General features: G+C 41.1%; 16 protein-coding genes. 3 read left to right on the top strand and 13 right to left on the bottom strand.

From position 1 onward, the window contains the following. Window positions 1-16: 16 nt before the first annotated feature. The 5 genes from IPM34_02375 to IPM34_02355 form a co-directional block, all read right to left on the bottom strand. Window positions 17-1,321, bottom strand: coding sequence for a UDP-glucose/GDP-mannose dehydrogenase family protein (locus IPM34_02375; protein MBK8954385.1), 1,305 nt, complete (start codon window positions 1,319-1,321; stop codon window positions 17-19). Between the two features lie 10 nt (window positions 1,322-1,331). Beyond that, entirely contained in the window at window positions 1,332-2,621 is a 1,290-nt protein-coding gene (locus IPM34_02370; GenBank protein MBK8954384.1) for a nucleotide sugar dehydrogenase, read from the bottom strand. A gap of 2 nt (window positions 2,622-2,623) precedes the next feature. Next, window positions 2,624-3,160 carry an ArsR family transcriptional regulator gene (locus IPM34_02365; GenBank protein ID MBK8954383.1) on the bottom strand — a complete coding sequence of 179 codons (537 nt, stop codon included), beginning with the start codon at window positions 3,158-3,160 and terminating at the stop codon, window positions 2,624-2,626. A 15-nt stretch (window positions 3,161-3,175) separates the two neighbouring features. Beyond that, window positions 3,176-4,255 carry a hypothetical protein gene (locus IPM34_02360; protein MBK8954382.1) on the bottom strand — a complete coding sequence of 360 codons (1,080 nt, stop codon included), beginning with the start codon at window positions 4,253-4,255 and terminating at the stop codon, window positions 3,176-3,178. Window positions 4,256-4,358: 103 nt separating this feature from the next. Then, entirely contained in the window at window positions 4,359-5,252 is an 894-nt protein-coding gene (locus IPM34_02355; protein MBK8954381.1) for a hypothetical protein, read from the bottom strand. Window positions 5,253-5,474: 222 nt separating this feature from the next. Between IPM34_02355 and IPM34_02350 the strand changes: the two genes are divergently transcribed. The 3 genes from IPM34_02350 (at window position 5,475) to IPM34_02340 (ending at window position 10,145) form a co-directional block, all read left to right on the top strand. Further along, complete coding sequence (locus IPM34_02350) at window positions 5,475-5,945, top strand: hypothetical protein (GenBank protein MBK8954380.1); 471 nt, start codon at window positions 5,475-5,477, stop codon at window positions 5,943-5,945. Continuing rightward, window positions 5,903-8,872 carry a transcription-repair coupling factor gene (mfd, locus tag IPM34_02345; GenBank protein ID MBK8954379.1) on the top strand — a complete coding sequence of 990 codons (2,970 nt, stop codon included), beginning with the start codon at window positions 5,903-5,905 and terminating at the stop codon, window positions 8,870-8,872. The genes IPM34_02350 and mfd overlap by 43 nt, the downstream gene beginning before the upstream one ends. A gap of 919 nt (window positions 8,873-9,791) precedes the next feature. Beyond that, window positions 9,792-10,145: a TfoX/Sxy family protein gene (locus tag IPM34_02340; protein ID MBK8954378.1), complete on the top strand. Its 354-nt coding sequence runs from the start codon at window positions 9,792-9,794 to the stop codon at window positions 10,143-10,145. A 91-nt stretch (window positions 10,146-10,236) separates the two neighbouring features. Here IPM34_02340 and IPM34_02335 read toward each other — a convergent pair whose 3' ends face one another. The 8 genes from IPM34_02335 to IPM34_02300 form a co-directional block, all read right to left on the bottom strand. Beyond that, entirely contained in the window at window positions 10,237-10,818 is a 582-nt protein-coding gene (locus tag IPM34_02335; GenBank protein ID MBK8954377.1) for a hypothetical protein, read from the bottom strand. A 34-nt stretch (window positions 10,819-10,852) separates the two neighbouring features. After that, window positions 10,853-12,370, bottom strand: a complete 1,518-nt coding sequence (locus tag IPM34_02330; GenBank protein MBK8954376.1) for a PD40 domain-containing protein — start codon at window positions 12,368-12,370, stop codon at window positions 10,853-10,855. Window positions 12,371-12,420: 50 nt separating this feature from the next. Further along, window positions 12,421-13,722, bottom strand: coding sequence for a 2-oxo acid dehydrogenase subunit E2 (locus IPM34_02325; protein MBK8954375.1), 1,302 nt, complete (start codon window positions 13,720-13,722; stop codon window positions 12,421-12,423). Window positions 13,723-13,784: 62 nt separating this feature from the next. After that, window positions 13,785-15,050: a CinA family nicotinamide mononucleotide deamidase-related protein gene (locus IPM34_02320; GenBank protein ID MBK8954374.1), complete on the bottom strand. Its 1,266-nt coding sequence runs from the start codon at window positions 15,048-15,050 to the stop codon at window positions 13,785-13,787. Window positions 15,051-15,057: 7 nt separating this feature from the next. Continuing rightward, window positions 15,058-16,704, bottom strand: coding sequence for a hypothetical protein (locus IPM34_02315; GenBank protein MBK8954373.1), 1,647 nt, complete (start codon window positions 16,702-16,704; stop codon window positions 15,058-15,060). 431 nt (window positions 16,705-17,135) lie between these two features. Continuing rightward, window positions 17,136-17,471: a hypothetical protein gene (locus IPM34_02310; protein ID MBK8954372.1), complete on the bottom strand. Its 336-nt coding sequence runs from the start codon at window positions 17,469-17,471 to the stop codon at window positions 17,136-17,138. 179 nt (window positions 17,472-17,650) lie between these two features. After that, window positions 17,651-20,239 carry a T9SS type A sorting domain-containing protein gene (locus tag IPM34_02305; GenBank protein MBK8954371.1) on the bottom strand — a complete coding sequence of 863 codons (2,589 nt, stop codon included), beginning with the start codon at window positions 20,237-20,239 and terminating at the stop codon, window positions 17,651-17,653. Continuing rightward, complete coding sequence (locus tag IPM34_02300) at window positions 20,172-21,866, bottom strand: hypothetical protein (protein ID MBK8954370.1); 1,695 nt, start codon at window positions 21,864-21,866, stop codon at window positions 20,172-20,174. The genes IPM34_02305 and IPM34_02300 overlap by 68 nt, the downstream gene beginning before the upstream one ends. Window positions 21,867-21,906: the final 40 nt, after the last annotated feature.

Genomic DNA, 21,906 nt, shown 5'->3' with positions numbered 1-21,906 from the left:
TTTTTCGTTTACAGCGCTATGGTCTTCCGATACTGGTATAACTGAATCCCATTTCATTCATTCTGTTATGTTCAAATACATTTCTACCATCAAATACAATGGCTTGTTTCATCCTGGTTTTCATCTCATCGAAATCCGGAGATCTGAAGACATTCCATTCGGTGATCAGGATCAATGCATCAGCTCCAACCAATGCATCGTACATATCTTTTGCAAAGTAAAGCTGGTTTCCATAAATGGCTTTGATGTTTTCCATCGCCTCCGGATCGTATACGCGCAACTGAACACCTTGTTGCAACAAGTCATTCATGATTTCAATGGATGGTGCTTCCCGAATATCGTCTGTATTGGGTTTAAATGCAAGTCCCCAAACAGCCATGGTCTTACCGGATAAGTTTGCATCAAAATAAACCTTGATTTTATCTGATAGCAACTTTTTCTGAAGTTCATTGACCTGCATGACAGCATCCAGAATCCTGAAGCGGTAATGATGATCCTGGGCTGTTTTAAAGAGTGCTTTGACGTCTTTTGGAAAACAGGAACCGCCATATCCTACACCGGGAAATAAAAATCTTTTACCAATGCGGTTATCGGATCCGATACCTTTGCGCACCAAATCGACATTCGCACCGGTTTTATCGCATAAATTTGCCAATTCATTCATAAAGCTGATGCGCATCGCCAGATAAGCGTTGGCAGCGTATTTGGTGAGTTCTGCACTTCTCAGATCCATCGTGTAAATTGGATTGCCTTGTCTTACGAAAGGCTCGTACAATTCTTCCAAACGTTGTTTTGCTTTTTCAGAACGGCTGCCGATGACTACGCGGTCGGGCTTCATAAAGTCTTCTACGGCTACACCTTCTCTTAAAAATTCAGGATTGCTCACCACATCAAACAAATCGATGTTCAAATGCTCCGACATGATTTCGTGTACCAGCTCTGCTGTGCCAACAGGCACAGTGCTTTTATTGACAATGACCGTATATTTTTTAATGCGTTTGGAGATCTCCCGTGCAGCATTCAACACGTAACTCAGATCAGCTGAACCATCTTCATCCGGTGGGGTTGGCAAAGCAAGGAAAATAATTTCTGCAAATTCAACGGCTTTATCCAGATCGGTGGTAAATTGAAGTCGTTCTTCCTTGACATTGCGTTCAAACAAGACATCGAGCCCCGGTTCAAAAATCGGGATTTCACCAGAAGACAATCGCTCAATTTTGTGCACATTGATATCAAGACAAAGAACCTGATTCCCTGTTTCTGCAAAACAGGTTCCTGTCACCAATCCAACGTATCCGGTCCCAACAATACTGATTCTCATTGATATTTCTTTATAATCTCCAATAGGTCGCTTTCACGTCCGCTTTTTTATAGAGTCCTTTTAAATCGATGACTATGGGCTCGGCACCCATCATCGAAACAAATGTTTCCGGGGCCGTATTTTTATAAATATCGTGAGCAACAGCTAAAATGACTGCATCGTATGAGGCACCCGCCTTTTCGTTCATTTCAATTCCATATTCATGATGAACTTCCTCCCGATCTGCATGTGGATCGACTACATCCACTTTTACTGAATATGCTCTCAATTCATGAAACAGATCTGCAACTTTTGAATTGCGTATATCCGATACATTTTCTTTAAAGGTAATTCCGCAAATTAATACCTGGCATTCACTGGGGTTTTTGCCTTTGGAAATAAGCAGCTGAACCAGTTTTTTAGCAACAAACGCGGGCATCCGATCATTGATGCGCCTTCCGCTCAGTATGACTTCGGGATCATATCCCAGTTGTTTGGATTTATGTACGAGATAATAAGGATCCACACCAATGCAATGTCCACCCACCAGGCCTGGTGAATATTTTAAAAAATTCCACTTGGTTGCAGCAGCATCGAGAACCTCTCTGGTATCGATTCCCATTTTATCGAAAATAATGGCAAGCTCATTTACAAATGAAATATTCAAATCCCGCTGACTGTTTTCAATCACTTTGGCAGCTTCAGCAACTTTGATACTGGGGGCTTTGTAAATACCCGCAGTAATGACGCTTCCATAAACCAATGCAATCTCTTCAAGGGCTTGATCATCGCTTCCGGATACAATCTTTAAAATACTCTCAAGAGGTTTGGATTTGTCGCCCGGATTGATCCGTTCTGGAGAATAACCGAGTTTAAAGTCGGTTCCCATTTTCAAACCCGATATTTTTTCGATGACCGGAAGACAATCTTCTTCTGTACATCCCGGATAAACCGTGGATTCGAAAATTACATAATCTCCTTTTTTCAATACTTGCCCAATCGTAGCCGATGCTCCAATCAGAGGTTTTAAATCGGGAACTTTATGATGATCGACCGGCGTTGGAACGGCGACTATGAAAAACCTGGCTTCCCGCAATATTTCCGGATCGGTTGTAAAACTGATGTCGGCGTTTTCAAATCCTTCTTTTTCAATTTCTCTGGAGGGATCCTCTCCTTTTTGCATCAGCGCAATGCGTTCCTGATTGATGTCAAATCCGATCACTTTCATTTTTCTTGCAAAGGCAAGCGCCAATGGAAGCCCTACATAACCCAAGCCTATCACTGCAAGTTTTTCCTTCTTTTCAATTAAATCTCTGAACATGTTCATCGTTTACTTTCCCACAATAAAATGGGGCTTTCTTCTTCCAATAATTGTAGCAATTCCGGGTCTTTTCGTTGGCTAAACAGATTGAAACGGATTTTCCTTCCTTTTAGTTTTTCTGCATTGGAGAAATATCTGTTTAGCGTTGTAAAATTTGACTTTCCCACCAGGATCAAATCGATTTTTTTGGATTGCAGGCCTTTGCTTAAGTCTCCTCTTAAATAAAATGCCTGAAAATTCCCCGGTGCAGATTTTAATCCCGCCATTATTTGCGGAATTCCTGCTTCCTTCAAGACGATCTGATGCAGTTCGTCAAAAAAAGGATGGGCCGTGTTCGCTTTAAAATACCTCCTGTTCCCCCGGGACTCCGATATCAATAATTTTGCACGGGATAGACGGTTCAATTCGACGCGAATGCTGTTGGTCGACTCCCCCAGCTCTGTTTCCAGGCCTCTCAAATATGCCTGATTTTGAGCACTGATAAAAAATCGGTGCAGCAATCTGAGACGGGTTTTGGATGTAATGAGTGCCTCGAGCATAAATGAGTAACAAAATTACTCAAAAATCCCGGAATCCCTGAAAAATTTCAGAAATCCGATGTAAAGGAATCCGGCAAACAAGCCGTAGATCATGCCCATGAGCAGAGCTACAGGCCAACTGGTTTGATTACATTTTAACGGAAGTATGGGGAGATCAACCGGCTGAATAAAAGGTGTTTTATTGATGAGGGCAAAAGATGCCATTTCTTTATTTTTCATGGCTTCTGCATATACCAGTTGAAGAATTTTAATATCCTGATCCAGCAAGGTTTTGGGTACATCTTCTGTCAGCAGCCAGCTGCCCCGAAAGTTGTCTTTCAAGCCTGCCAGCCGGTGCTGATTGATATCGAGCAATGCCTTAAGGGAGTCGGTCTTTTGCAGCAATCCCCTATAAGTATCCTCTTGTTTTTCAACGGACTTATCGATGTAAAACTGGCTGAGCTCTCCGAATAAATTTGTAGCAAGTTCAAAGGTCAGCGTTTCATCAGAGCCGCTCATATTCAAGTACATCAAATTGGTTTTGTCGCTCACCCGGGTCAATATTTTTGAAAGGAATAATTGATGCGCCTGAAGCAGGGCCATGTTTTCAATCCGTTCGAAGGATGCAAGATGATCTCTTTGAAATTTGAAACCCTTTAAAGGATGATTTGATTTATAAAATGGCGAGGGGGCCCATTTGCCTATTGATTCTTGTTCCCTGATGAGATGATTAACCAGATAATCTGAATGCCCTCCGTCCAGGCTGATTTTTTTGAAAAATATTTTTTCAGCAATTTTTCTGGATTTCGCGAGGTCCAGAATTTTATGAAGGTTGACCTGATCACCACTCGACAGCAATCCCCCAAACTGGCCGATTACTGAAGAAACACCTCCAAACGAACCCGTTTCTTCATTCAACATAAAACTCACTTCGGCTTCGTAAGTCTTTTCTCTGTTGAGTTTAATAATTACGCCAAGGGCACAACCCAGGATTAAAGCCAGTACTAAAGTCTTCCAACGCAATTTAAATTCACTAAGGTAGGACCCCGTCCAATTGACAAGTTCTTTAAGACTATAATAGGAATTTGTTGACTGTGTTTGACCGGATGGCTGCATCCTTCTTATTTCATATGCAAAAATAATTTAATTTGAAACTTTCCGGTCTTTTGATTTCAGAAATCCAGGCCGGCTGAGTTTAGGTCAAGGGTAAACTTGGTTTTTAGCTGATTTTAAATGGCATCGTAGCCGGGAATCCATGATCTTTGCTTAACTCCTGAAAAGTATCCTCATCCAGAACGTGAGCCAGAAAATATCCTCCTCCTCCGGCACCGCATAACTTCAGATAAAATCGCTCCTCTTCAATTCCGGTCATCCAGAATTTTCTGATATTTTCAGGGATCATTTCATCGAACAGGTTCAAACTCAGCAAGCTGATTTTTTTCCAGTATTCCGAAAAAATAGATAATTTATAGGTAATGATAGAGTTGATCAATGATTTATTTAGCTCGGATAATTCTTGCAATTGATTCTGCAGGTTGGGCTGCATTATTTTTGTATTGAAAACTTTTACCAATTCCTGGGTATCGCGACGTTTGCCGGAATCGATTAAAGCCATGCGATAATTTTTTAAATCATCCATTTGATAATTTTCCAGAACTCTGAATTCTTTCCCATCAAAAAAAACAGGATGCCGGCAAAAGGAAATTAAAGGATCCATACCGGAACTTTGTCCGTGAAAGCAGGATTCCATTTGTTTCAAGACTCCATGAATTTCTTCAATACTAAATTTTTCGGATTGTTCATTTCTGAAGCGATCCCAGACAGCCGCGCAAACGGCACCCGAACTTCCCAGGCCATAACCCTGAGGAATGTTACTCTTTAAATAAATTCCGTTTTGGAGGTCCTGTTCAAACAAAGGAAAGTTAAAATACAAACGAAATTCTACATGATTTGAAAGATATCGAAAGAATTTATGCAATTCGATATCATTATTTCCGGCTTGAAATTCCCAACTCATATGGTAAGAAGTGAATGGAACAGCGAAAGCACCGGAACCCATGAGAACAGTGTATTCTCCTGCAATCAATATTTTGGAAGGGTAATTTTTAATCATAACCAATACAAAGCAAACTTAAGCTTAATCACAGAATCAATTGAAATTATATTCATAAAGTATTTCAAAATTGTAAATATCAATCAGAATAATTCGTATATTGATTTTGGAAGCGATCGCCTTTTCACTTTCTTTTTTTCAATTGAATAAGCTGGATATTATTTCAATTTATTATTTTTATATCTAATCGCCATTCTCCCTTTTCCTTCCTATCTTTACACCGTGCTGGAAGAATTGAAGCGGATCTCAGATTATCTGAACCGCGATCCAATCGCCGTAAAACTCAACGCGCTGTTGGATCAGCAAGAAAGATTGCCCATTTATATCGAGGGTCTGTGCGGATCCAGGGATAGCTTTTTGCTTTTATCAAGCTTTCTTCAAAATAAAAGACTTTTTTTAGTGGTTTGTGCCGACAAAGAGGAAGCGGCTTACATGCTCGATGATCTGAATGCATTGTCCGAAAAACATCAGGCTAGCTTTTTTCCCGATTCTTTCAGACGGCCCCTGGTATTTGACGAAGCGGATAATTTTCAGGTTCAACAACGCGTAGAGGTACTCCAGAAACTGGGCAAAAAAATACCGTTTATACTGGTCACTTATCCAGAGCTTTATTTGAAAAAATTCCCTCTTCGAAAAGCATATTGCAGTCGATGCTCGAATTCCAGACCGGGAATGCAATCGACTTGGATTTAATCCTCAATAAACTTCATCAATATGGTTTTGAGCGCACCGATTTTGTTTACGAACCCGGTCAGTTTTCGGTTCGCGGGGGTATACTCGACCTGTTTTCTTTTGCAAACGAACTTCCCTATCGGATTGAACTCAACGACGATGTGATTGAAAGCATACGGACTTTTGATACGCAATCGCAACTTTCTGTTCAGAAGATCAGTCGCTTTGCCATCCTCCCCAATACTCAATCGGATTCCACTTCAAGTACCAAACATCTTTTGCTCGAAGTTTTACCAACGGATTCAATCGTCTGGATTAAAGACCTTCCTTCGTGTATGGATGCTTTAAATTCCTGTTTCGAATCGGCTGTACGTCAGTCAGAAAAAATGTTACACTACGAAGAGGAAAAACAAGTCAGCTTGCTGAGTCAGAAAGAATACATCACTCCCGAAGATTTTCTGAATGCTCTCCAAAATTTTCCTTTGGTGTTTTACCAAAGTTTACCCGATGCTTATAGCAAATTTCATAAAATTCAGGTCCACAGCGAAGCACAACCCAGTTTTAATAAAAACTTTCAACTGCTCATCCAAAATCTGGAATCCTTAAATGCCAAAACTTACAGTTGTTATTTAATGACCAACAGTTCGGCACAAATAGAGCGGTTTTACAACATCTTCGAAGATCTGAAAGCCCAGGTACAATATGTTCCGGAAGTGCGATCGATGCGCGAAGGATTTATAGACCACGATCTCAAATTGGCCTGTTATACGGATCATCAGATCTTCTCGAGATTTCATGGATTCAAACTAAAACAGGGATTTACCAAAGACCAGTCGCTGAGTCTTAAAATTTTGAGAGAACTGCAACCGGGCGATTATGTCACCCACATGGATTACGGAATAGGAAGATTTGCCGGACTGGAAAAAATAACGATCAACGGACAACAACAGGAATCGGTCAGGTTGATTTACAGAAACGACGATATACTCTATGTGAGCATCCATTCGCTGCATAAGATCTCTAAATATGTCGGACAAGAAGGCACCATTCCGAGTTTGCACAAACTGGGTTCTGATCAATGGAAAGTCCTCAAACAAAAAACCAAGCAGAAAGTCAAGGACATTGCCAAAGAGCTGATCAAACTCTATGCATCACGAAAAGCCTCAAAAGGTTTTGCATTTCATCCCGACAACTATCTGCAAACCGAGCTGGAAGCTTCGTTTATGTACGAAGACACTCCGGATCAATACAAAGCCACACTGGATGTAAAATCCGATATGGAGAAAGATTGTCCAATGGACCGCCTGATCTGTGGCGATGTTGGTTTCGGAAAAACGGAAGTTGCGGTCAGAGCTGCTTTCAAAGCCGTTCAGGATGGAAAGCAGGTTGCTATTCTTGTGCCAACAACCATTCTTGCTCTCCAACATTTCAGAACACTGAAAGACCGGCTGAAAGAATTTCCTGTGGATGTCGATTACATTTCGAGATTTCGCAGCGCCAAAGAGAAAACGCAAATTGTCAAAAATCTCACTTCCGGAAAAACAGACATCATCATCGGTACGATCAGTCTCTTAAACTCTAAAATAAAATTTAAAGATCTCGGACTGCTCATCATCGACGAAGAACAGAAATTTGGAGTGGCTTCCAAAGAAAAACTCCGTCAACTCAAACACAATGTCGATACACTTACTTTAACGGCCACACCCATACCACGTACACTCCAGTTTTCTTTAATGGCCGCCAGGGATCTGAGTGTCATTCAAACTCCGCCACCCAATCGCCAACCCATACATACCGAACGCAGGGTATTTAATGACGATCTGATCCGCGAGGCCATCTTACACGAAGTGTACAGAGGAGGTCAGGTTTTTTTTGTTCACAACAAAGTCAAAAGTCTTCCGGAAATTGTCAGCATGCTGCAGAAACTGTGTCCGAATGTCGATGTAGCTATGGCTCACGGACAAATGGAAGCAGAGAAGCTGGAAAAAGTCCTGGTCGATTTTATAGATCACAAATTTGATGTACTCGCCTGCACGAACATCATCGAAACGGGTTTGGACATTCCCAATGCAAACACCATCATCATCAACAATGCACATCAGTTTGGACTGAGTGATCTGCATCAGCTGCGGGGTAGAGTAGGCCGCTCTAACAGAAAAGCCTACTGTTATTTATTTGCTCCGCCTTCTTCGGTGCTTACCATGGAAGCCCGCAAAAGATTAAAGACCATTGAAGAATTTTCGGATCTCGGGAGTGGATTTAATGTCGCCATGAGAGATCTGGATATACGCGGAGCAGGCAACCTGCTTGGCGGTGAACAAAGTGGATTCATTGCCGACATTGGTTATGAAGCTTACCAGCGAATTCTGGAAGAAGCGATCTGGGAGCTTAAGGAAAATGATTTCAAGGAACTTTTCGAAGATCAAAAAGAAGAACAACATGACTTCATCAGAGATACCAGCATTGACAGCGACATCGAAATGCTGATTCCAGATGCTTATGTTTCGAATATACAAGAGAGACTTCGCTTGTATCAAAGTCTGGATAAAATTGAAAACGAAAATGACGTTCAGACTTTTGCTGCCCAACTTAAAGACCGGTTTGGCGATGTCCCATTGCAGGTCGAAGAACTTTTTAACGGATTAAGACTCCGGTGGTTGGGAAAAGAGCTTGGATTTGAAAGACTGATCCTGAAAAAGAAGAAATTGCAATGTTATTTCATCGCTAATCCTGCATCTAAGTATTTTGAAAGCGGTGTATTTAAAAAAATGATGCAATATATTACTCAGACCGGGTCGAGATTCAGCATCAAACAGAGTCAGACACAACTCATCCTCATTGCCGAGCAGGTCCATGGATTTGCCGAAGCCCGGCAATTGTTGCTATCCATCCAAAATCATATCTTCCAAAAAACGGAACCTTCCGGGCAACAGGAACAGCAATCTTAAATTTGACTTATAACTAACAATCGTTAACATCGGGTCATTTTATTTCAAGAGGCCAAAGGCGGAAAGGCGGAAGGCTTAAGGCGTAAGGCTTAAGGCCTAAGGCGTAAGGCCTAAGGCGTAAGGCCAAAGGCGCAAGGCAAATAAAATATTTTCATTTCTCTAATTTCTGATTTCAGATCAGCCTTTTTCATTTTAGTTTTTAAATGATCCTTAAAGATCAACTTGCCAGCAAAAGTTTTTATGCTTCCTTGTGTCCTGGCGCTTTTGTAGCAGAAAACAGGCAGCGTAATTCCAAACTATTCAACTGTATATGCTACAGTCAAAATGCCAAAATCCCGATGAAATAGAATAATATTTTAGAAAAGAAATAATTCCCTTTATTTTATCGGGACGAAAAACTCTTCAATTTATTTCCAGATCCTGCCCGACTGATATACTGTTTTAAATTCAAGGAAAACTCATTCGGTCAGGCGGGGTTTACGCAGATTTTCGCAGATCTTTTCATTTACTTTTTTTATCAAAAAGTCAAAACTTAGAAAAAGATTAATTTATTTCCTGCACCTGCCCAACTGAAATATTGTTATAAACTATATCAAAATCCATACGTTCAGGCTGGGATTAGGGGGATTCGCGTTGATTATAATTTTCGTGTAGCATACTTTCATTTTATCCATTTCTTCTGCGTTATCTGCGAAATCTGCGGGAAAATATTATCATATGGTTTACCACATTTGCTCAGTCATTTCAAAATTTACAGTTTTCATAAGCTAGTTTTTTTGCACAAAGACTTAAAGGCACAAAGTTTCACAATGTGGATCATAATTATTTTTATAGTTTGAATTAAAACTCATAAAATAGTAACAGAGTATCCAGGTAATTTTACTAAATTGTGATTCCAAAGGGAATAAATTCTAATCTTATGTCTTACGATGAACTGCTTGCCTCGCGCATACGGAGGATTTTAAAAAACAAACAGGCACATTTTGTCGAGAAAAAAATGATGGGAGGGCTTTGTTTTATGGTCGACGATAAAATGTGTTGCGGAATCCATTACGATAAGAAAAAAAACACAGACCTGCTTATGGCGCGTGTTGGTGAAAAGGCTTATGCCGAAGCCCTTCAAAAAAATCATTGCTTACCCATGGATTTCACCGGCAAACCCATGAAAGGATTTGTATTTGTTATGCCCGATGGTTTTGACCTCGACAAAGACCTCGAATACTGGATCCAGCTCTGCCTGAATTTTAATCCGGAAGCGAAATCGCATAAATAATTTTCATTGGAAAAATATGCACCATTCGCGTTGCGTACATAAATGTATGCGTAAGAGCCAATTTTTAAAATCTGTCGGCAAAAGTTAAAATCTACTCCTCAGAATTCAAAAAATCGAGATAATTGAGCAGGTCTGGAAAGTCCAGGGCAAGATCTACGATATCATTTTTCAGTATCCAATGGTCTTTGTACCTGGCCTTTATCCCTTTTATTTCAATACCCTGTTTTCGAAAATTTTGCCAGTCTTCAAAGGCCTGTTTAAATGCATTATAACTTCCAAAATAATAGCGGTAAAGATCAGAACCCTCAGATTTTTCGGCAAACACAAATCCTTTTGAATGATCTACCAGGGGATGATTCAATATACTCGGCGCTTCTCCCAGGTATAAGATGTAAAAAACATGCTCACTTTGTGAAAAACAATTCGCTTCTATTTCAGCTTTGAGATGAGGATGGATGGGTAGGGGCTTGTAATTGATATCATGTAAACTGCTGTCTGCTCCTATGATCTTGTATTCAATCCGCTTGTTAAACTTCATTGCGGCTGCATTGCCGGATTGACCTGGTTCTGTTTTTGCAAGCGGTATCGCCCGACCAAGTCCGGCATGTATCATCCTGTTCTTATCGATGCCTTGTTTCTGAAGATAGAGGCTCAATGATTCTGCTTTCTTCACAGAAAAAAATAAATTGAGCGCATCCCTATTTTCTTCATAGGCATGTCCAGGTTATTTGTAAATGTAATCCGGGATTATGCATTAAAAATTTTGCCAGCTGATCAGCAGCCAGTTTGTTTTTAGGTTCCAATAGATAATTTTCATCCCGGTAATAAAAAGGCTCTGCACTCAGGCTGTGAACTGTTCTCCTGTTTATATCCTTTGAAGCCGGTACATCAATGATTTTAATTTCAGGAACCTCAGGGTTCATAAGTAAAGATAATGTTGAACCCTGTGCATCTTCGCTCTGCTCTTCTAATGCCTGTTTAAAGTAAACAAAATAAAGATCCCTGTTCCCCAGGTTGTTTCTTTTCCGGTCTGAAGTCATTACTGCGGCTAAACCGTCCTGAGTCAATTTAAAATGGGTGTCATCGCCTGGAGAATTTACCGGAATTCCCAGATTAAAAACTTCACTCCAGGAATTGGATTCAGCAAAATATTTGAGCTTAAATACGTCATATCCGCCCATAGATTCCAGCCGATCCGATGAAAAATACAAGGTCTTTCCATCTTTAGAAAGATAAGGATAGGCTTCATTGAAGGGCCCATTGACCTGTGGACCCAGATTTACGGGATCCATCCACATGCCTTGTCTCCAAATCGATAAGTACAAATCATTGGCACCATATCCTCCTGTTCGTGCGCTCGAAAATATCAATACAGAATCCTGAAATATGCACAAAGACTTATCGCCTATGCTGCTTTGTACCGGACTCTTCCACACACTATAATGCAGGGAAGCGGCGTCGCGATGAAATGTATCCGTAAAGATTTCATAATTTTTTCCGGGAAGTTCTCTCGAAAAAATCATAACGTTTCCATCTCTGCAAAAATCTAAAACTTCTTCATTCAAATTACTATTGAGTTCGGAATGCAATTTGAGAGGAGCGGTCCATTTGCCATTCTCCAGTTGCGTTACAAAAACATCGGCCTGTTCCTTTTTTATTTTTTTGCTAACATTCGTTAGTTTTGTTCCGGAAAGCGTGTATTTTATGCTGAAATAATATTTTCCATTATAATTTACACTGGGACATGCTGCGAATTCATCGTTTTCGCTATTGATATCATTTCCAAACGGTTCTACCAGGGCGATCGGATCCCTTCGTTGGTATTGATTTCCATACGCACATCGAATCAATTCATTGCGTATGAAATCTGCCTGTCGATGTCCGGTACCCAATTCGCGGAGTGCCGCTTTATAAAATTTAATGGCATTATAAAACTCCTGGTTAAAATGGTAAGTTCTGGCCAAACTCCAGGGCAATCCTGAAAACCCGGGATTTAATTCATGCAGTCGCTCCAAACACATTTTAGCGTCCTTGAGATTATTGACATCCAGATGGCAATTTCCAGCTTTGAACAACAGGTTTTGGTCATTCCGGAATGCATTCCAACCTGCCTGAAAATTTATGGATGCTGCATTCAGCTTATTGTCTCTGAGATGTTTTAATGCCGCTTTTAATTCATATTCAGAGGCCTGTGCAACAAGCACATTTGAAAACGATAGCCACATGCAATTTAATATGAAGAATAAACCGATCCTGGAACTGAACTGCTTTCGCATCAAATGCTTTGATTGACATCAAATTGTTCGAGGTAATCTCCTATGCGCTTCAGGAAGGAACCTCCTAAGGCTCCATCTACCACCCGATGATCATAAGACAACGACAAAAACATCAGTTGCCGGATACCAATCGTGTCTCCGAATTCGGTTTCTATCACGGCCGGTTTCTTTTTGATGATTCCGGTTGCCAATATGGCCACCTGAGGTTGGTTGATAATGGGGGTCCCCATGATATTTCCAAAAGTTCCCACATTCGTCACAGTAAAGCTTCCGTCCTGAATTTCTTCGGGTTTCAATTTGTTGTTCCTGGCCCGTTGTGCCAGATCGTTTACGGCATAAGTAAGTCCTGCCAAATTAAGCCGATCGGCATTTTTTATTACAGGTACGATCAGGTTTCCGCTGGGAAGAGCTGCAGCCATCCCGATATTGATATCCAGTTTGCGGATGATCTGCGTTCCTTGTACGGAAACATTGATCATTGGAAAATCCTTGATCGCTTTGGCAACCGCTTGGATAAAAATGGGGGTAAAAGTGAGCTTCTGGCCATAGGTTTTGGCAAAGTTATTTTTCACTTTATCCCTCCAGCTCACTAATGGAGTTACATCGATCTCGATGTACGATGTCACATGAGGTGAGGTTTGCTTGCTCATCACCATATGGTCGGCAATGAGTTTGCGCATGCGGTCCATTTCTATGATCTCCACCTGCCCGGCTGAATAACTGACCTGAGCTTTTGGGCTCTCTATTTGGGTAGATACCGACGGAGCCGGTGCAACCGCAGGAGTTTGAGATTTATTGGATAAATAGGCTAATACATCTCTTTTGGTTACCCTTCCGTCCTGACCTGTACCCGGAATGCTGTCTAACTGCGCCAGGCTGATGTTTTCTTCTTTCGCAATGGAACGGACCAAGGGAGAATAAAATCTTCCTGAATCAGACTTCGAAACCGGAACTTCGTGTTTGACTTCGGGAGCTGTTTTTGATTCAATCTGAAGGGCTGCAGTTTCTTTTGGGGCTTCTTTAATTGGAGCCGTTATTGGGGTTTTAGGATAATCACCGGCCTCTGTTTCAATAATAGCAATAGTTTTACCAATGGCAACCACATCGTTTTCGCGAAACAAAATTTGAGAAATCGTCCCTGATACAGGTGAGGGAACTTCGCTATCCACCTTATCCGTAGCCACTTCCAGCACGGTTTCATCCTGATTGACCCGATCGCCTTCCTTTTTCCACCATTTCAGAATGGTGGCCTCCATGATGCTTTCGCCCATTTTGGGCAATACCAGTTCATGTTTAGCCATACCTTAAAATTTAGGCAAAAGTAATCAATTTGCAGTCCGGAAGAAACGCCCGGAACCCCTTATCAGGAAACATGTGGTTGGAAGATCTTTCTCGAATTCAGGTATTGCCAGAAAAGAAGCAAAGCATATACCGAGGTGGCTTCAATATTTCTGCGGCGATCCCAGGGAAATACATATTTCTTAGTGATGATGTCATTTTCTCTGCCACATGCCATCCAAACCGTTCCAACCGGCTTGTCTTCGCTCCCTCCTGTAGGCCCCGCAATGCCCGAGCAGGCTATTGAAAAATCGCTTTGGAGATGTTTGCATGCACCGGATACCATCCCGATTACACAAGCTTCACTTACGGCTCCATCCCGCTCGAGGATATCGGCCTCAACTTCAAGGAGGTTTTCTTTCAGTTCGTTTTGATAGGCGACAACACTTCCCCGGTAGTAGTCAGATGCGCCTGGAATTAAACATATTTTCCTGGCTATCAATCCTCCGGTGCAACTTTCTGCGGTAGACAGGGTCAGGCCAGCTTCCTTTAGCACCTGGCCAATCATCTCCTCAATGCTTAAATTTCCTTCTGCAATGGCCACGTCCTCCAATTCTTTATAGATGATCCCAAAATATCTATCTAAAAGAGCAACATCGATATCATTTTCCGATTGTTGTAAAGTCAAGCGGAGTCTGACCTTTCCAATGGAAGGGAGATAAGCCAACTTCAGCTGTTGAGGCATATCGCTCAACAAAGGTTCTATGCGGGCTGCAATTTGGGTTTCACCAAGGCCTCCTGTTAGTAAACTTTTGTGTAATATCTTTTGCTGACGGGGAAACTTTGAGAATAGTGGCATGACCTCATTTTTCAGGATGGATTCCATTTCATAAGGAACTCCCGGCATCGAGATGTATGTGGTGTTTGATAAACGAACCCAGATCCCCTGAGCCGTCCCCAGATCATTGTTCAAAAGCGTCGATCCTTCAGGAATATAACATTGGCTCAACTGCAATGCATCTATATCCCGGTTTCTTTTTCTGAGGAACATTTCCAAATGCAATTTGGCTTCTTCGCTGAAAACCAATGGCCGACTTAGAAATTTTGCAAGAGATTTTTTGGTGACGTCGTCTTTGGTGGGGCCCAATCCTCCGGTCATCAGTACCACATCAGAATCCGCTGATAGAAATTCCAATCCCTTGATGATCTCATGTTCCACATCAGAAACGGTCAATTTGGATTGAATGTGCAGTCCCGATTCGTATAATATTTTGGCCATTGCTGAGGCGTTGGTATCAACCACCTGCCCCAGTAAAATTTCATCGCCAATAACAAGTAATGATATTCTCATAGCTGGGTTATAGATCAAAGCTTTGTTTGGCTATCGTCATCCGAAAGCCCAATTGAAACCAAACGAACGTTCGTTTGTTTAATCCGGAATTTTCATTCCTTAAATAAATCCCAAGATCCAGATAAGTTTGAGGCCACAATTTATAAGCGCTTTCCAATTTAAAATTGAGAACCCGATGCTTTTCACCTTGCAATAAAAAATTATCTGAATCGCCGATACGGGTATCGTAATCTTTGAGGATATTTCCACCAAAATTAAAACTGTCCCGGTCTAAGCCCTTTTGATAATAGTTGGCAGAGAATTTCAAGAATGCCCTATCTGAAATTCGGTAACTGATTTTGCACAGCCATTCGGAAAAATTTGCACCCAAAGGATGCGCCAGCGACTGATGATAGTGGCTGTAATTTGCGATGCTGTCTCTGAATGTATATGTATAGGGTCTGACCACATTCCATTCGGCCTGAATACCCAGGTCCTTTATCCGGAATGCATCGAAGTATTTCAAGCCCAATTGCGCGCCGTATTTATTTCCCCACCACCCACTGAATTGAACAAATTCCTTCAACAGGAATTCATCAAAAATGAGTTGACCATATAACATCATTGATTTATTCTGCAAATATTGAGACTGCAATCCCAAAAATGCATTATCGGGGCTTCCCAACGATTGCTCGACAAAACGGAAAAGTATGACGGGGTTTAAATACTGAAATTCAAACTGGTTTTGCCTTCCAAATACAACGGATTCAAACAATCCGAGATTCCACCGCTTCGTAATATTCAAACTGAGTACATGCGAAGCCATGTATTTTTTCGGAAGGAGTCGGTTCCCCTTGTCGGCCAGGGTTTCTGAACTGAGCTCGGCGTAAATATTCTGATAATGCAATTTCCAGACGTTCGTCTGCAATTTTAGAAAAAAATAAGGGGCTGAAAAATCAGATAAAAGCAAACTTCTCTGCCCAAACCCAACAAAATTTTTTCCGTGCCCTACACTGATACTGACATGCCTGCTGGCATCGTAAGAAAGTTCCCCTTCAGCCAACAGGTAATCGTATCCCCGGTTGAGTTTAATCAACTTTCCTTCGTAGTTTTTGTAAAGTCCTGCTCCGGGAAACGCATCGTACAATTGCTCGTATTCATTTACAAAAGACAAAGCAGATTGTTGTGTTTCCAAAATGAATAACCTGGCATTGAATTTTTGATCAATGCCGGCCTGCAATTGAAGTCCTCTTTGATTCAGATACAGGTAGTCGGTGTTTTTACTCTCTTTTCCAAAACCAAGCTGCAGCACAGGATCAACGGCAAATGAAAAATGATCATTGGAATAACTGTAAAAGTGTTTGCCATCCTTATAGAAATGATTCAAAACTGGTTTTATAGAATCTGCTACTTGAGCTTCGGCAGATTCTCCCGAAAAATTACAATCGGGAAAATGCTTCCTGGCAGCATGTATGTATGGATTTAATTCAGACTGTGCAGAGTCCGTGAATTCTCCCAATTGCTGAGCTACAGCAATCCTTCTATAAGGCTTTATACCGTTGTGGAACTTATATAAAATGCCCGAGTGTGTCTGCAGATTTTCGAGATCATTTTGTTCTGTTTCTATAGGAATATAAAATCCGGATTGGGCAATTGATATATGGGGCCCGCTCATCGATGATAGTATCCAAACTATACCTAAAAAAATCCCTTGAAAGCGAATAGTAAATGTCACTAATAAAAATCAAATGTAAACCGTTGGAGTAACAGCAACAAAGTTAATAAATTAAATTGGCAAAGCAACTTCCCTTACTTTCTGGGATACCTGATCGTTTCACAATTAGTTAAAACCGCGAATTCCAAACTCTGAATTTATCAATTCCCACATTAAAATTCACCGCTCCAACCGCTATCAATAATGTGAATAAACTTATTGAGGAAATATTGCTTGATTTAAGGTGAAAATTATAATTGATTGCAGAAAGATATTGGAAACGACGACTATTGATATTGTGTTTCCGCAATTGAAATAGTTATACCCTATTAACTTTAGCGTCGGTCTGAATAAATAATTTAAAATTCCAGCAAAAAGCTTGTTATACTTATTTAGCATTGGATTGCTGCCACAGAAGCTTTAGCAGCATTTAATGATGCTTCCCAATCAGCCCGTTGCTGGCCTGTAAGTAGACTGCAATTACCATATGGTTCCAATGCATTCACATAAGCCTGTGCGGCATTCTTGTATGCGAGACAAGTAGTCATATTTGGATTCAGACCATACGCTTGAGCAGCAGCATTCAGCGCATTCAATTCATCCTGAAGCTCCACACCATAATTCACAGAACAAGGAGTAGATCCACCATCATCATCATCGCTTCCACAAGCAATGGATAACAGAATCATACCAACAAAGGCGAGTAAATACAAAGATTTATTAGTCATAACTGATAATTTGGTACAAATTTATTAATCTTTACGAATAAAACAACACTTTATGTGCTGCGTTTAAACAAGTTATTCATCTTGGATTATTCTCCAGAAATGCGAATACTGTTTCTTATGCATTGCAAATATCAAATTACTAATTGACGTATATTGTTAACTCAACTTAATATTTAAATCTAGAATTTCATAAATATATACATTTCTGGTTTAGTTTGGATCTTTTGCAATTCCAACAAATAACATCCGGGTGGTAAATTTTGTATCGATATCTGGTCGATGTTTTCCCGATCAAGAGATAAACGTTTGTATGTTTTCCCCTGCAGATCCCTCACTTCAATTGTCCCACTAAATATTGAGAGATTTTCCGACCAACTGATTTTTAGAATGTCTCTTGTAGGATTGGGATACAATCTCGTAATAGATCTGCTTTTCTGATCGTTGACACTTGTAACACAGATCCACCGATTCAAAAATCCCTCTCCCCCTGAATACATATCGCAGCTGAGTGCACCACAGGAATCATAAGCTTCCAATGCCCTCGTCACTTTAAACAGATGATTGGTGGTAGACCAGTTGACACCATTCCATTCTGCAACACCCAGGATACTCTGATTGGCAACCATATTAAATTCACCACCAACATATAATTTGCCGTTGAAGGGCAAAAAATCATTAACTCTGGAAATGGTATCCGGGATATCACCGCCGGGAATCGCAAACCAGTTAAATCCATTCCAAACTGCAATATTTTGCGTGGTATTCACATTGCTAGTATTAATGAATTGTCCACCAACTAACAGATTATTATTATATACAAATTGACTGAAAACTCCACGCGAAATGATCTGTTGAGATAAATTTATTCCTCCGGACAGGTTGTTCCAGGTCGAACCATTCCAGGCAGCAATGTTCAGATGGGGAAATGTAAATGAACCTCCGGCAATCAATTGTCCGTTGAATTCCGAAATCGTATATACCGGCCCGTTAAAACCATTGTTGTAGTTATTTACAAATGCATTCCCATTCCAACTGGTAATGTTCTGGCAATTTAAATTTGAATTCAATCCAGCTGTATTGAAATTTCCGCCAATAAGCAATCCATTGGGTGTACTTTTAAGCGCAGTAACATAGGCTCCTCCTGTAGCGGTCACACCATTATCCAAATGCGACCAGCTGATTCCATTCCAGCTTGCAAGGTTATTGACATTGTTCAAATTTCCTGCCGTATTAAACTGACCGCCAACAAAGAGCAGCCCATTATGTACTTCTAAAACGCTTACGATACCGCTTACTCCCTGTGCTAAAGGCGTCCAGTTGGTACCATCCCATGCAGCAATGTTGTTCACAGGAACATTTCCCGCCATGGTAAACTGACCTGCGACGATGAGTTTACATTGATACACTTCGAGATCGTACACCTGCGTCAGACCCAAAGCAACTGTTTGCCATGCTCTCGACATCGAAGGACATTGTGTACCCACACATAATGTATCCATTACAGGCGGACAGTCAAAGGGCTGCGAATAGACACAAGTATCTTTGACACCACCTGAATTCAAATAATAGATCACCGTGATCGTGTGAAGATTGGATCCAACCACACAGAAATTGACCGGTTGAATGAAACCGGGGGGCACGAAACCGGAACTGTGGGTAAGACTTATGGTTTGTGGACTGCTTACAGTCGCTGTCCAACCTGTTGCGGTTTGTACATTCGAAAAACTACCACTCGTTAGTTGCAGTTCCATATGGCTGATGCAGTTGGCTCCCGGGATCGTAGCCTGGATATCGTAACAACAGACCCCGGGCAACTGGCTGGTTTGCAGAATTTGTGTTGAAATGGAATCGCACAAACAAAGAGGTGGCGGTGTCGGACAATCAAAACTATACCTAAAAATACAGGTATCTGTCACACCGGTATTGTTGTAAAAAAACAAAACTGTGATCTGGTACACTGCGGCTCCGGTGACACAGAATGAACCTGGTGTTATATTCCCTGCCGGAAAAAACGGTCCAATCGCATTGAAACAAATATCCTGTGCATTGTTGGTAGTCGCAACAAATCCGGAATTCGCATTGACATTGCTGAATTGACCTGCACTCAATAGTAATTGAACTTTCCGAAAACAATTGGCGGACGGGATATTTGCATTCAGCTCATAACAACATAAACCCGGCATCGCGGAGGTCGATTGAATATTTGCTTGCAACGAATCGCAATTACAGGGTTCCGGCGGACTCGAACATTCTTTAGTGATCACTTTGCGACACGAGTCCATCAGCATCCCATTCAAGTCGTAAAAATCAACAGTGATATAAACAGGATTAGATGCCCCGTTCAGGCAAAACGAACCGGGATTTACCGGACCTGAAGGAACAAAAAGTCCGGTTGGAATGAAGCAAATGCCATTTGGAGTTGAAGTGGCATTCCAACCTGTATTTGCAATGATGTTGGTAAAATTTCCAGTGCTGGCAGAAAAACAAATCTGGCTGAAACATTTCGGTTGATTGGAATTGACGTGGACATCATAACAACAGGATCCACCCGGTCCGGGAGGCAAATCCATCAATTGAACAGATGTCGAGTCACAACACAATTTCTGGTCAGGTCCGGGACAAACGAATTCAAATTCGAAACTACACGTGTCATTGCCCATCGCATGAGATGATATGTAGTGTACATTTACTTTTACCGGATTATTTGAATTGTTTACACAAAACCAGGCGGGCAGGCTCATCCCCAGGAGGAATAAATCCCGAAGCATGGTCAAAACTAAAATCCTGCAAATTATTGGAAAGCAAATTGAACCCAGCTTGTGTATTTGCCTGAGTGTTTGAAAATGTACCCGATTGAATAGTCACATAAACCTGATTAAAGGTGTTTGGGTATGGATTGTCGGTATGAATATTAAAACAGCAAAACGAAGGAAGTGTATGTTGTTTTTCCAAAAAACTAAATAAAGAATCACAGCTCACCGGATCCGGAGGCCATGGACAATCGAAAACATAACGAAACTTACAGGAATCGCGAACTCCAAGTACGGAATAAAAATAAATGACATCGATGGTATAGAATGATGCACCGGATACACAAAAACTTCCCGCTACAAAGTTGCCCGGTGGGAATGCCCCGGCTGCAGAAATAAATTGTAAAACATTTGGTTGGATCAGATTGGCATTCCAATTCAGATTGGGCTGGATGTTTGAAAAACTTCCATTACTGACAACGACATGCATGGATGTAAAACATTTCAGGGAAGCGATATCCCCTCCCACTTCAAAGCAGCAACCCGAAGGTGCCGCATAAATCGGATAGACATAATTTGTAGTGAAGGAATCACAGCTGCATGGTTTTTCAATGATGCAAATCGTATCCGTACATTGTCTGACGCAATTGCCTTCTTTGACCTCAAGTGAAATGGGATAACAACCCGGAATCGTATAAATGAGGTCCAGTGTATTGACATTAAAAAAATGCAGGCCCTTGAATAAATCGATATCGAGCAGCCAGTTGAATATCGTATTGGGCCCGCCATTGCCTGTATAAAAGATTTGAACGGAATCACCAATACAAGCTGTATCCGGAAACGCAAACGAGCAGGTTAAATCACAGGCAAAACTCGAACATCCCGTGTCTTTACAAATTCCATCATCGACTATTACACAGTAACATCCATTTGTATCTGGCGCAAAGCAATTGAGTGTGGACAAGAGTATTGTATCATTGCAGGCATACCATTGGTAATTTTTAAATTCGGGAAAGGCACATAATTCATTATTGTTTTGCATAACTGAGGCTGTGAATGCCTGGGTGACATAAAGATTTGTCGTGGCCATTGGACTATCCTGGGTACAATTGGCGTCGGTGATGACCAGTATCGAATATGCTGTATTCACAATTGGACAAACTTCCAGTTCAAAATAACCGGTATCCAATACATGTCTGGTAACGTCGTTATTGGCTTGCAGCTGAAAAATGAACGGAGGGTAACCTGTAAAATAGCCGTTTAACTTTGTGCATTCCCCTTCGCAAATTTCAGTTTTATCCAGACTCAAGTTGACTTTAGGTAAATCAAAAACAACAACTTCTACCGAACAGGAATCTTTTGCCTGGCCCCGGTCCTGCCATACTACTTTGATGGTGCAGACCCCCGGTTTATTGAAACAAGCCTCATGCGGATTCTGATCGTTGGGATTGGTGATGGTTCCACAGCTGATTGACCATTGATAGCTTGCTGTGGGAGAGCCCGTACCAATATAGTTGACCGGGAGGCACTCGCCTACACAAACCGTAAGTCCAACTTCTATGCAGGTGTTCTGAGCCGTTAACAGGTTTAAGAAAAATTGCAAAGCAATGAATGTTGCAGTTCTGAAAATCAAAGAGTGGTTCATAATGTTTATAAGATGGTTGAAATTGAATAAAAATCAATTC

This window comes from Saprospiraceae bacterium (assembly GCA_016716185.1).
Lineage (GTDB): Bacteria > Bacteroidota > Bacteroidia > Chitinophagales > Saprospiraceae > Vicinibacter.
This window is presented reverse-complemented; position numbering and strand designations above follow the sequence as displayed.